Here is a 12,669-nt window from a genome sequence, read left to right on the forward strand (position 1 = left end):
TTAGTTATCACACCATTTATTTTACTATCTTTGGGGGTGTTCTATATGCACTATGCATTTTCACGTATAAGACTACGTAGCTTTTTTGGATGGATGATTATAGGGGTGTTCCTTACGATGATCCCATTAGGTCTATCAAATGTTTCTGAGAATACGATGGAGGTTATTTCACAAATAACATTATTTTTTGTATTTCCGTTATTTTGGTTATACGTAAAAACAAATAAAAATAATGTTGTATTTAACAGTTTTTTTGATAAGCCAGGACGTTTACCGTGGGGATTAATTATATTAGCGACGATAATGGGAATGATTTTTTCAGTTGGTATATCTCATATTCAATTTTACATATTAGCACATACGTTACCGAATTTCTTAGTTACTATGTTAGAAGACGGAAATGTTATTAACACGAGTAACGTATATATGACGATATTTACTTTCATTTCAGCATGTGTATTAGCACCTATTATGGAAGAGGTTATTTTTAGGGGATTCTTTTTACAGCGAATGGCTTATAAATGGGGAATTAAAAAAGCTGTAATCATATCTTCACTTATTTTTGGTTTAGGACATTTTGATGTTATTGGTGCATTTATGTTTGGTATTGTAATGTGTCTTTTATACATGAAGACGAAAAATATATGGACGAATATCGCTGTACATGCTCTAAATAATTTAATTGCAACAAGTATGCAATTTGTCGGTGGAGAAGAGAGTAGCGCAATCTCAATTATTGAATTGCAAGCGCAAAGTAATTTATGGATCGGTATCGGTCTAACAGTTGTTGGGTTACTTTGGTTAATTCCTTACGTTTGGAAACAATGGCGTATAGTAAAAGAAGTGGGTGTGCCACCAGTACGCTTCATAAATGAAGAAAAGGTAGTGAATACATCACCAGAAAATGAAGTGTATAGTCAAGTGATCGTAACAGATAGACTGATGGCTGTAGAGCTACCAGATGAAGCAGTAAATAAGCTTCGATTAGAAGAAAATGATTATGTAACAGTATCTGTAGAAGAAGATAAAATCGTTATAAAGAAAGCACAGGATAGATAATTAAAAAGTAGCTCCTAAAGAGCTACTTTTTAATTTGTAATAATTTCTACACGAAAATTATTACCGTTCTTTACATATTTAATATCTGTAACGATACGGACTGTTTTTAAAATCTCCACTTTTTCACCAATTCGAGGGATAGTGGGAACATTATCCCAAATGCCAAGCAAGTCATCTAATTGTGCCGTTTTTTCATAAAACCAGATTTTCAATGTAAAGCCCCTTTCTCGAACTTTATGTATTTTAATACATAATATATTATTTTTATTCTTATTGTAAGGGGTTTTTTTGTATTTTGCGAATAAAAATAAATTAAACTTCTGGGAAGATATGTTCAATATCAGGAGTAAGAGATACTTCTGATAATACGATATGAGAAACTGTCGTTGCATATGAAGAAACATCATTGATAAAATCTTCAAGTTCAACGAGTGAAGGAACAGATATTTTTACAATGTAGCATAAGCTTCCTGTTACGCGGTAACAAAAACTTGCAGATGGATAAGACTGAATAAACTGTTGCATGCGTGTTGTATCACCATTTTTTAAAGTGATTTCTAAAATACAATCTAAAACAAGTCCTGCTTTTTTATAATCGATATCGATTGTGTATTTTTGAATAACGCCTTCACTTTCAAGTTTGCGGACACGTTCTGCAGTAGACGGAGCAGATAAGTTTACTCGCTTTGCCAATTCACGCATGGAAAGGCGACTATCATTATATAATTCATTTAAAATCTTTCGATCGACACGGTCTAGTTGCATTTGTAAATATACCTCCAGTAAAATAATAATTTTTGTAAAGTAAAAATATAAATTAAAATTCATATGAAATGTAAAGTGAACTTTATTTATTTTACAATAAAACGGAAGGAAATAGGAGGGGAAATGATGGAGAGAATTTCATTATCAAATGTAGGAGATACAAAGTTTCAAAAGTTATTAGGACATAATCCGGATCTATTACATTCATGGGGTACGTTAGAGGATACACTATATAATAAGGGAACTCTCTCGGCAGAGTTGAAGGAGCAAGTAAGAAGAACATTAGCGTACGGGAATGAATGTCCGTACTGTATGGCAAAGGGAAGACCTGATGATATGCAAAAGGTAGAAGAAATGAGTGTAGCAGTTACTTTTGCACATACATTTGTTCATGACAAAAAGGCGATAGATGATAATATGTTTCATGTATTGAAAAAATATTGGACGGAAAAAGAAATTGTAGAGCTTTGCGCTTATATTTGTTTTATTACTGCGTCACAGCAACTTGGTTTTCTGTTTCAATTACAGCCGAATGAAGGAGAAAGTGATGACTAATCAAATAGCAGTTATCATAATTGATGTACAAAAGGCGTTGCAACATGAAGAGTTTGCTACGATTGTGAAGACAAAAGAAGTATTAAAATTATTTTAAGAAAATAATTGCGAATTATGTAGAAAAAAATAAGAATATTTCGTATAATCTAAGTACAATCATTTTGAAATAGGGGTGGCATCATATGGAGCAAATTCCGGTAAAGAGAATAGAAGAAGTACTTGTTGTAGCAGGGAACGATAAACAGAAGCAAAAGGAATTTTATGAATTGCTCTTATCTACTGAGTTTTATGTTGCTGGTTCACTAGAAGCAGAGGACGGGGCAACAGAAGGAATACTTCGTTTGCGTCATTTTCAAGGAGAGGATAGATGGATTGTTCCGTTCTTTACACAAATGGAATTTGTAAAAGACGTGTTGCCAGAAGGAACGCCCCTTATTACGATACGTGGGAAAGAGTTATTTGGTAGCATTGAGAAAGATGCTACAGCAGTATTAAATGTTGGAACTGATATAAGTAAAACATTTATTCCAGAAGAAATTGCAGATATCGCATCTGGACGAATTTTTAATTATTATAAATAAAAGGAAAAGCTGAATCGCTTTTCCTTTTTAATTTGAAAACGGAGTGGCTACGCCAGAAGAAATAGAGAGTGTTTTATTATTTGTATTTATTGTCGCTGTGGCTCCAAGAGGAATCCCGATGTTTGGGCTTATATGTCCAATCTGTAAACCGAATAGGACAGGTATATGATATGGTGCGAAATATTCATATAGTATTGTTTGCAATGATCGAGATGGTTTAGATGTAGTGCAGTCGTGACAACTTGTAAAAATAACACCACTACATTCATTGAATTTTCCAGATAAAAGTAGCTGATTTAACATACGGTCAATGCGATACGGTTCTTCTCCAATGTCTTCAAGCAATAAAAGTTTATTAGCCGTATTTATCTCATAAGATGAGCCAATTATACTCGTTAATACAGTTAAATTCCCTCCAACTAACGTGCCTGTAACGGTACAGGAAGAGGTAGGTACGATACATTCTGAAGCAGATAAGATGGTGGAACACGGATGGAATAGTTGATTGAAAGAAGATAAAGAAAGAGAATCTACCCCTTTACCTAACTCTTCCACCATTGGGCCATGAAAAGTAACGAGCTTCGCATAACGTGAAAAGGCAATATGTAAAGCTGTAATATCGCTATATCCCCAAAAGATTTTTGGATTTTGCCGAATGATTTCATATTGAATGTGAGGGAGGAGACGGGCACTTCCGTAACCACCTCGTGCACAGAAAATGGCCGTTATTTCATGATTTGAAAAAGCTTCATGTATATCATCGAGACGAACTTGATCACTTCCAGCTAAATATCCATATTTCTCATAAACACTCTTCCCGATTACTACAGATAACCCCATTGCTTGTAGTACGTTTACACCTTTTAATACATTTTCAATTGTTGGTGGGCCGGACGGTGCAATAATCATTACTGTATCACCTTGTTGTAACGCATTTGGATATATCATTGTTTTTAGCCTCCTTCCCTTTCAATATATTCGCTTCTTATGAAGTTCAACCCTTGTAAAAGGAGGGGAAAGTTTGTCAAATAAAGAAGATATAAGGGGAATAGGAGGAGAAATGATGTTTACAAGTCGTGTAATAGATATATTACAAATTAAGTATCCAATCATTCAAGCAGGTATGGCGGGTGCGATTACGACGCCAGAACTTGTTGCAGCTGTAAGTAATAGCGGTGGGTTAGGAACGCTTGGAGCAGGCTATATGAGCGCTGAACAAATTCGTGAAGCGATTTATAAAATAAGGGAACGAACAGATAAGCCTTTCGGTGTTAATTTACTGTTAACGAAAGAGATACAGATAGAAGAAGAGAAGATAAACTTGGCAAAGGGATTACTTAGCGGAGTGAATAGAGAATTCGGCATAGAGGAAGAAGAGCAGTTAAAGCTTCCGAAAAGTTATAAAGAACAATTACAAGTGTTAGTAGAAGAAAACGTGCCAGTTGTTAGCTTTGCATTTCAAACGTTAGAAAAAGAAGAAATAGATGACTTAAAAAGAAGGGGAATAAAAGTCATCGGAACAGCTACTCATGTGAGAGAGGCGAAAGTGCTTGCTGAATTAGGAGTAGACATTATTGTCGGTCAAGGTAGCGAGGCAGGAGGGCATAGAGGGACATTTATCGGAAAAGAACAGGACGCTATGATTGGGACGTTCGCATTAATTCCGCAGTTAGTAGCAGCAGTCCCGCATATCCCAATTGTTGCAGCAGGTGGTGTAATGAACGGACAAGGGCTTGTTGCGGCATTTACACTGGGGGCAGAAGCTGTTCAAATGGGATCAGCCTTTTTAACGAGTGAAGAAAGTATTACGCATGATGTGTATAAAGAAGCAGTGTTACATAGTACAGATACGAGTACAACTGTGACTCGTGCGTTTTCAGGGAAATATGCACGGGGCATTCGTAATGAATTTATAAAGAGACATGAAGGGAAAGAAGAAGGGCTTCCGATGTATCCAGTGCAAAATGTATTAACCTCTAAAATACGCCAAGAAGCAGCAAAACAAAATAAAGGAGAATATATGTCGCTTTGGGCGGGACAAGCGTCATCATTAGCACGAATAGAATCAGCTCAGCATGTAGTGGAGCGAGTGATGGAAGAAGCAGATAACGTAATCGAACAATTGCAAAATGTATATAAAAAAAGACCACTTGAATAATTCAAGCGGTCTTTTCATTAGTTTGCTTTATAAAATTGTTGGATGGCCTCATCGATATAAACCCAGCCTTTCCAACCTAAGTGCATATGATCTTTTAAGAAGTATTTATCATACTCATGATTTGAGAAGTCGGCAATTGGATAGCCAGCTTTCTCAATTTGCTCATGAACTTTCTTATAGTACAATTCGCGGCGTTCTTTCGGGAAGCCAGCGTAATCGTACCAAGGACCTTTTACAGGAACAGAAATGAAGAGTGGTTTTGCACCAGATTGTTTTAATAAATCAAGTACAATTTGTAAATCTTCATATTCTGGCGATTGATCATAAGCATCATTTTTTAAGTAGCCTTCACGTTGCTTTAATTTCTTCTTGATTTTGCTGTTGAAGTAACCATCTTCGATACCATATTCATTAGATCCAGATTCTGCTGCACCTGTTTGATCTGCATGTTTACGAGTTTCATCCCAGTTCATTTGTTTTAATGAAGGGTCAAGTTTTTCTTTATGCGGTTTAATATCAAACATTGCTGTAAATAAATCTTTGCGATCTAAAATGTTACGATAAATATAAGCGAAAGGTTTAGCAGCAAGTGCTTTTACTTTATGCTTTGTATCATCGTAAACGATACCTTCAAGCGAAATTTTAAGTAAAGTTTCTTTCTTAACAATCTCAAAGTTTAATAAACGCTTTGCAATTTGCTTTTTCATTTCAGGTTTTACATCATCGTTGAAAATGAAGTGGTAACCTTGTTGTTTTGAAAAGTTAGGTGCAAAGTGTGTCTCATCAATACCTTGTGGCACAAACCATTGCGGGGAAAGAACGAATACCATTTTCTTATCCTTCAATTGATCCATTGTAGATGCAAAGTTTAATACATGTACAAGGTCTTGTGTTCCACCGCGTCCAAGTAGGAATGGTGTGAATCCTTCAGGCTTTACTTTGAAATAATTTGATGGATGGTAAGCATCCATACGTGCGAATTCCGATGAACCATACATCGGAAGGTATTTTGAGTCTGCTAACATCTTTTGCTGTAAAATCATACTTTGAATCTTTTCTTCTTTTAAAGAAGTGGCAGCTTGTTCTACTTTTTCATCACTTAAAAGTGGAAGTAGGAAGCGCGTTGGAATAAGTAAGAATACAGCAAAAAGGGCCAATGCTAAAAGCATCGGACCAAATTTTGCTTTGTTCATCGGATTTCTTCCAACTTCTTAATAACCATGTTTGGAGTAGCCCACTCGTCACGGTCAAAATCAGAAATAGAAACTTCAATATCTAAACGCTCTTGGAATTCAACTAATAAAGATACTACAGCGAAAGAATCAAGAATACCTTCTTCAAATAATTGAACATCTAAGTTTTCTTTCACAATATCGTTTTCACATACTTCTTCTAAAATATCTAATACTTGCTCTTTGAATTCTGCCATTTTTAAAATCTCCTTTATATCCGAAATATATTATATGTGCAACTTCTTACTAGTTATAAGAAGGGTGCATTAAAAGTATCTGTTAAGGTGTCCAGAGAAAATTAGGAAACCGAAACATACAACGTGGAACGTAATTACAATCGCAAGGACGTGTGTAAATTTATTGTTTGGCCAAAACTTATGCTTCTTGTTTTTTCGTTCGAAAATGTCGAATAAAATGAACAGCGCGGCATGATATAGACCATAAATAATGTATTGATACACATGCTCACCAGTAATATGCCAAATTCCCATGATGAAAAAGTTTAAAAATGCACCGATATACGAAATTGTGTAACGGTTTTTAATTAACTTTTTCTTCGTTGCAAAAAAGACGAAACGCATGTAAATAAAATCACGGAACCAGAATGATAAACTCATGTGCCAGCGGTTCCAGAAATCTTTAATGTTACGACTAATGAATGGTTTATTAAAGTTTTCTGGCGTTTTAATACCCATCATATAACTTACACCAATTACAAATGAGCTATAACCAGCAAAGTCGAAGAATAAATATAAGCTATAGCTATACATATATATCATATTAGATAGGATTGTATCTTGCTGAGCAAATGCCGGATCCATAAAATATTGTTTTATTAAGTAAGCGATAATAAATTTATACAAGAAACCTTGGAAAATACGGTTTAATCCTGTATATAGTAAATTTTGATATTCCTCAGCGCTAGGTGGCTTTTGAATATCTTTTTGGAATCTACGATAACGATCGATAGGTCCCGTTGAAATAGCTGGGAAGAATAAAACAAATTCCCAAAAATTAAAGAAGGAAAGTTCTTTAATTAAGCCATCACGAACTTCAAATACCATTTGCACTGCTCTAAATGTTACATAGGACATTCCTAAAAAGACAACAAATTTTAGTTCAGGAACAAATGGTGCGACTTTCGCCAAAATAAGTGGCAAAATCGATAAAATAACAGCTATACAAAACGTGAATGTACTATTCTTTTGTTTTCTTAATAATAAATAGCCTTTAATCAGGGCATATTGCCAAATAATAAATGCGGCTAACATAATTGCTTGCTTCGGTTTATCCGAGAAGATAATAGCAAGCATGACTAATGTTAATACGGCATTATATTTACGCAACATTTTACCTTTTAATCCAGCTATGATAGTAGGTATTAATAAAATGCCCACTATAGCGAAAAAATAAAATGATCCATATGCGGTCATGCTGTAACCTCACTCAATAATTTTTTGCGATCTACCTTTCCATTTGGTGTCATTGGAATAGAAGATTGATACATGAATTTACGTGGAATCATGTAGTTTGGTAATCGCTCATTGAGTTCTTTTTTGATTGCAGATGTTAATTTGAATTCTTTTTCAAATGAATGTTCGCCAGGAACAACAACCGCTAATAAATAATCGTATTTCTCACCTTTTTTAATTGGAACGATAACTGCTCCTTCTACGTAAGAACACGCACGAAGGTGATGCTCAATTTCTTCTAATTCCATTCGATAACCATGCAGCTTAATTTGGAAATCAAGACGACCATTATAGAATAGAAGACCATTTTCAACATAGCCAGCATCGCCTGTTTTATAGGCGCGCTCACCGTCAATCATAGTAAATGCTTTTTCTGTTAATTCAGGGCTTCCTAAATATCCAACGCTTACGCTTGGACCGACAATTACGATTTCACCTTTTTCACCATCAGGTGCAATTGTGCCATCTTCTTTCATAATAAGAAGGCGGCAGTCTGATTTACAGTAGCCAACTGGAAGTGATTTGTATTGATCAAGCACTTCTGTTGTAACGTGAATACCTGTTACAGCGACAGTAGCTTCTGTTGGACCGTACGTATTCATAATTGTTGCTTTCGGGAAACGCTCAATTAATTTTCTAGCTACTTCATTTGGTAATACTTCACCGCAGAATAAGAATGTTTTCATGTTCGGTAGCATACTCTCAGAGAAAGATGCTTCCATTAAACACATCTCTGCGAAAGAGGGTGTTGAAGTCCATACTTGTATATCCGATTGCTCTAAAGAAGCAAACAAGTCTTTTGGACGTGCAATCATATCTTTATCGATTGCCCAAAGTGTACTACCTGTTACTAATGATGGGTAAATATCCATGACAGATAAATCGAATGAGAAAGGTGCTTGGTTTAAGAATACTTGCCCTGTTTGTAAGTTGAAATCTTCTACAGCCCATTTTGTAAAGCTTACAAGGCAGTTATAAGTAATCTGAACCCCTTTCGGATTACCTGTGCTTCCTGATGTGTAAATAATGTAGAAGTTCTCATCACCTTTTACCGCATGTTCAGGATTTGGAGTGTTCCCTTTATGAGTAAAGAAAATATCTTTTAAGTTGTCTTCACTTACAATGCGAACTGGTAAATCAGTTACAGTTACTTCTGCTGCTGATAAAAGTAGTTTCGCACCAGAATTTTCAGCGATACGTTGTACACGATCAGCTGGGATAGATAAATCTACAGGAATATAAGCATGTCCAGCTTTTACACAACCTAAAAAGTTAATAATCATTTCAGGTTGCATATGGCCATACACCATAATTGGTGAACGATCATCTGGATACGCAGAAGAAATCCAATGTGCTAACGCATCAGAATCTTCCTTTAATTGTTTGTACGTAATTTTCGCATCTCGCCAAACAAAAGCAGTTTGATCAGGCGTTTCAATAGCCCACTTTTCAATTTGTTCTAATAACTTCATAACGTTCCCACCCTAGAATTCATTGTAAATAAATGTACTTGTGTTTGTATCATGGAATCCATACAACCAAAGTAATGCAAATAAAATTGCAAGGTAATAAACCGTCTTTGCAACCCATTGTGTGAGTGGTCGAGACCATATCTCTTTTAATCTTTCCATGTCTTTCCCTCTCTTAATGAAATAATAGCTCTTTGTAGGTATCATGTCCTACATTATTGTGAAAAAAACAAAATTCCACATTTTAGGTAAAAATAAGTCAAAAGGCTCTTTTCTGATATTAGCACTAAATACTAAAAAAGAAAATCCCTAACTTAGCAATTATATTACATTCAGCATCAATTTGTAATGGGTTTGATATGTAAATAGGAAGTGGATTGTGTGAATGTATAAAAGTGATCTGGGAGAATGGATAGGAATGTAATATTTGTTTGAATTTTTGAGTTTTTCATAGTTAATGTATGCATTGCTAAAGTTTCATAAAAGGAGGCATTCCTGATGAAGAGCATGTGGAAGGATCTTATTTCAGAAGAAAACATTATGAAATGGAGACGGTATTTTCATAAACATCCGGAATTATCATTTCATGAAAAAGAAACTTCGCAATTTATATATGATACGTTATGCTCATTTTCTTCTTTTGAAGTAACGAGACCGACGAAGTATAGTGTACTAGCAATTAAAAGAGGAACGGAACAAGGGAAAGTAGTTGCGATTCGGGCTGATATAGATGCTTTGCCAATTCAAGAGGAGACAAGGAAATCTTATACATCTGTGAATAAGGGAGTGATGCATGCATGTGGGCATGATGCTCACGCAGCTATTTTGTTAAGTACAGCAGAGGTGCTATCACATATAAAGGAAGATTTTGCAGGTGAGATTCGTCTATTTTTTCAGCACGCAGAAGAGGTATATCCCGGCGGCGGACAAGAAATGGTTGAGGCAGGCGTGATGGACGGTGTTGATTATGTAATAGGTTTACATGTTATGTCAGGACTTGAGAGCGGGAAAATCGGAATTGCTTATGGGCCGATGATGGCGGCACCAGACGTATTTACAGTTGAAATTCAAGGGAAAGGAGGGCATGCAGCGAGGCCAGAAGAAACGATAGATCCTATTGCTATCGGAGCGCAGATTATTACAAATCTACAACATATCGTATCACGAAATACAAGTGCTTTCATGCAAAGAGTCGTTTCAGTTACACAGTTTCATGGGGGGATGGCTGATAATATCATTCCTAGCACAGCAACTTTAATGGGAACTGTGCGCTCTTTTAATCAAGCGTTAAGGATAGAAGCAGAAGAGAAAATTGAGAAAATCGTGAAAGGAATTACAAAGGCACATGGAGGAAAGTATACATATACGTATCGATACGGATATGATCCGGTTATTAATGATGAATATATTACGAAAGTAGTAGAAGAAAGTGCACTACATTTGTTTGGGAATGAGCGTGTTGTGAAGCTTGAACCTTCTATGGGAGGAGAAGATTTTTCAGCATATTTAAGAAAGGCACCAGGTTGCTTCATTAAATTGGGGACGGGGAATGAAAAGGTAGATACTTGCTATCCGCATCATCATCCAAAATTTGATGTAGATGAATCAGCTTTAATTTATGGAGTGGAATTATTTCTAGAGACAGCGATAAGACTACTAAAATCATAGAAAAGTATAAAAAAAAGGCAACTGCGCTCTATCGCAGTTGCTTTTATTTCTTTCCGTCAGAGAGGGCTGAGAAAGAACTATGCTCATTTATAGTATATGAATAGCTAACGGACAAGCTTGTACATTTTAATCATTTTTTAAAAAATAGTTGTTGACAGTGATAATCAATGTCAATTAATCTAAATGTAGTTGAAATTGATAATTATTATCAATGGGATGGATGCGACATGTTAATGAGAAAAAATTTCACCTTCTGCGGAGGGGATTAAAAGATAAAAATAAAGATGTTGATCAGCATATGGAATGGCAACGAAATGTAATTCGTTCTGAATATGTAGATGAGAAGAGTACACTTCCAACAGAAAAAGAGATACAAGGTAAAAGGAGAGATTCAGTTGAGTAAGTTAGTAATGATTTTTGCAAGTATGAGTGGAAATACAGAGGAAATGGCTGATCATATTGCGGGTGCAATTCGTGAAACAGAAAATGAAATTGAAGTTATCGATATTATGGACTCACCAAAAGCTTCTATACTAGAACAGTATGATGGAATTATTTTAGGTGCTTACACTTGGGGAGATGGTGACCTTCCTGATGATTTTTTAGATTTTTATGACGCAATGGATTCTATTGATTTAAATGGGAAAAAGGCCGCAGTATTCGGATCATGTGATTCAGCTTATCCGAAATACGGCGTGGCGGTTGACATTTTAATAGAAAAGCTACAAGAGCGCGGAGCTGCAGTTGTGTTAGAAGGACTAAAAGTAGAATTAACGCCAGAAGATGAAGATGTAGAAAAATGTTTACAGTTTGGAGCTGAATTCGTGAAACACCTTTCTTAATGGCAGAAGGGAGATGAAGAGCAAGTGCACGAGAAAATCGCAATCAAAACGATGACCGATTATCATTTGTATGATTTTATGCGTTGTCCGCACAAATTTTATTTTCGTCATATAAAAAGAAGAGAACCTTCTTCATTTGAGTGGCAACAAATCGCACAAATGATTGTGAATCGAATTATTAACGAATATTACACACTACCTGCGGGCCAACAAACGAAAATCGTACTTTTAATATTAATAGAAAAGTATTGGAAAAAAGTAAGGATTAATATGTTTGCTTCAAAGACGGAGTATTATATTGTGTTAGCAAAGCTAACAGATCACTTATTACAGTTTGTTGAAAGAGATGATAGTCAGACACCGCCGTTATTTTTATATGAAAAATTTCAAACATATATGGAAGAGCTAGGTGTCCACATGTCATTGACATTAGAAGTTGGTGAGTGGAGTACTGAGTCGTTTGTAATTAAAAAGTATGTTGTCGATGCGGATGAGGAAATGCTTGCTCTTTGTCAAAAGTTAATGACAGTATTTAGTTATAAAGCTTTCGGCATTCTTCCTGGAAAAATTGAAGTTATTAATTTAATAGAAGGAACTAAGTACGAGTACATTCCGAAACAGGAAGATATTATAACTGGGATGGCTGATTTATCTAGAATGAAAGAAATGTTACAACAACCTGAGCATTATACAGAGCGTCATTTTCGTTCTGAGTGTATAAGTTGTGCGTTTCGTAGTGAATGCCAAAGGGAAGAAGCAAAGAAAGAAGCGAAACAGAAGAAAAATATCGTACATTAAAGGATACAAGTTTGTATCCTTTTTTGTTATTGACATGAAAAGCTTTTCATCATTTACCGTATATTTGTAG

The 12,669-nt window shown here is 35.5% G+C and carries 16 protein-coding genes; 8 read left to right on the forward strand and 8 right to left on the reverse strand.

The window, feature by feature from the left end:
• Nucleotides 1-45: 45 nt before the first annotated feature.
• Nucleotides 46-1,059: a CPBP family intramembrane glutamic endopeptidase gene (locus F8162_RS18525; RefSeq protein ID WP_151631166.1), complete on the forward strand. Its 1,014-nt coding sequence runs from the start codon at nt 46-48 to the stop codon at nt 1,057-1,059.
• Nucleotides 1,060-1,088: 29 nt separating this feature from the next.
• On the opposite strand, the gene F8162_RS18530 is transcribed toward F8162_RS18525, so the two are convergent.
• On the reverse strand, nt 1,089-1,271 hold the full coding sequence (locus F8162_RS18530; RefSeq protein WP_000707104.1) for a DUF3913 family protein: 183 nt from the start codon (nt 1,269-1,271) through the stop codon (nt 1,089-1,091).
• 100 nt (nt 1,272-1,371) lie between these two features.
• Nucleotides 1,372-1,824 carry an Lrp/AsnC family transcriptional regulator gene (locus F8162_RS18535; RefSeq protein WP_151631165.1) on the reverse strand — a complete coding sequence of 151 codons (453 nt, stop codon included), beginning with the start codon at nt 1,822-1,824 and terminating at the stop codon, nt 1,372-1,374.
• Nucleotides 1,825-1,887: 63 nt separating this feature from the next.
• Here F8162_RS18535 and F8162_RS18540 point away from each other — a divergent pair, with 63 nt between their 5' ends.
• Nucleotides 1,888-2,379: a carboxymuconolactone decarboxylase family protein gene (locus tag F8162_RS18540; protein WP_151631164.1), complete on the forward strand. Its 492-nt coding sequence runs from the start codon at nt 1,888-1,890 to the stop codon at nt 2,377-2,379.
• 182 nt (nt 2,380-2,561) lie between these two features.
• Nucleotides 2,562-2,960 carry an SseB family protein gene (locus F8162_RS18545; RefSeq protein WP_087958001.1) on the forward strand — a complete coding sequence of 133 codons (399 nt, stop codon included), beginning with the start codon at nt 2,562-2,564 and terminating at the stop codon, nt 2,958-2,960.
• Nucleotides 2,961-2,987: 27 nt separating this feature from the next.
• Here the strand turns inward: F8162_RS18545 and F8162_RS18550 are convergent, their stop codons facing one another.
• Nucleotides 2,988-3,908, reverse strand: coding sequence for a S66 peptidase family protein (locus F8162_RS18550; RefSeq protein ID WP_151631163.1), 921 nt, complete (start codon nt 3,906-3,908; stop codon nt 2,988-2,990).
• Between the two features lie 115 nt (nt 3,909-4,023).
• Here F8162_RS18550 and F8162_RS18555 point away from each other — a divergent pair, with 115 nt between their 5' ends.
• Nucleotides 4,024-5,118, forward strand: coding sequence for an NAD(P)H-dependent flavin oxidoreductase (locus F8162_RS18555; protein WP_151631162.1), 1,095 nt, complete (start codon nt 4,024-4,026; stop codon nt 5,116-5,118).
• Nucleotides 5,119-5,135: 17 nt separating this feature from the next.
• On the opposite strand, the gene dltD is transcribed toward F8162_RS18555, so the two are convergent.
• The 5 genes from dltD to F8162_RS18580 all read right to left on the reverse strand — a co-directional run bounded on the left by dltD (nt 5,136) and on the right by F8162_RS18580 (nt 9,453).
• Nucleotides 5,136-6,311 (reverse strand): D-alanyl-lipoteichoic acid biosynthesis protein DltD, encoded by a 1,176-nt coding sequence (dltD, locus tag F8162_RS18560; protein WP_151631161.1) that lies wholly within the window; start codon nt 6,309-6,311, stop codon nt 5,136-5,138.
• A complete protein-coding gene (dltC, locus tag F8162_RS18565; RefSeq protein ID WP_000807310.1) occupies nt 6,308-6,547 on the reverse strand; it encodes a D-alanine--poly(phosphoribitol) ligase subunit DltC in 240 nt (79 codons plus the stop codon). Before dltC ends, dltD begins: the two co-directional genes overlap by 4 nt.
• Before the next feature lie 69 nt (nt 6,548-6,616).
• On the reverse strand, nt 6,617-7,783 hold the full coding sequence (gene dltB / locus F8162_RS18570) for a D-alanyl-lipoteichoic acid biosynthesis protein DltB (protein WP_000127944.1): 1,167 nt from the start codon (nt 7,781-7,783) through the stop codon (nt 6,617-6,619).
• Complete coding sequence (gene dltA, locus F8162_RS18575) at nt 7,780-9,294, reverse strand: D-alanine--poly(phosphoribitol) ligase subunit DltA (RefSeq protein WP_151631160.1); 1,515 nt, start codon at nt 9,292-9,294, stop codon at nt 7,780-7,782. The genes dltB and dltA overlap by 4 nt, the downstream gene beginning before the upstream one ends.
• A 12-nt stretch (nt 9,295-9,306) precedes the next feature.
• Nucleotides 9,307-9,453, reverse strand: coding sequence for a teichoic acid D-Ala incorporation-associated protein DltX (locus tag F8162_RS18580; protein ID WP_000440293.1), 147 nt, complete (start codon nt 9,451-9,453; stop codon nt 9,307-9,309).
• A 336-nt stretch (nt 9,454-9,789) separates the two neighbouring features.
• On the opposite strand from F8162_RS18580, the gene amaA reads away from it, so the two are divergent.
• The 4 genes from amaA to F8162_RS18600 all read left to right on the forward strand — a co-directional run bounded on the left by amaA (nt 9,790) and on the right by F8162_RS18600 (nt 12,599).
• Nucleotides 9,790-10,959: an N-acyl-aliphatic-L-amino acid amidohydrolase gene (gene amaA, locus F8162_RS18585; protein WP_151631159.1), complete on the forward strand. Its 1,170-nt coding sequence runs from the start codon at nt 9,790-9,792 to the stop codon at nt 10,957-10,959.
• 220 nt (nt 10,960-11,179) lie between these two features.
• Nucleotides 11,180-11,362, forward strand: coding sequence for a hypothetical protein (locus F8162_RS18590; RefSeq protein ID WP_151631158.1), 183 nt, complete (start codon nt 11,180-11,182; stop codon nt 11,360-11,362).
• The gene (locus F8162_RS18595; RefSeq protein WP_151631157.1) at nt 11,355-11,801 is read left to right on the forward strand and encodes a flavodoxin; all 447 of its coding nucleotides are present in this window, start codon (nt 11,355-11,357) and stop codon (nt 11,799-11,801) included. The genes F8162_RS18590 and F8162_RS18595 overlap by 8 nt, the downstream gene beginning before the upstream one ends.
• Before the next feature lie 24 nt (nt 11,802-11,825).
• Entirely contained in the window at nt 11,826-12,599 is a 774-nt protein-coding gene (locus F8162_RS18600) for a hypothetical protein (RefSeq protein WP_151631156.1), read from the forward strand.
• Nucleotides 12,600-12,669: the final 70 nt, after the last annotated feature.

Origin of the sequence: Bacillus sp. CH140a_4T, assembly GCF_008923725.1 — a bacterium.
Classification (GTDB): Bacteria; Bacillota; Bacilli; order Bacillales; family Bacillaceae_G; genus Bacillus_A.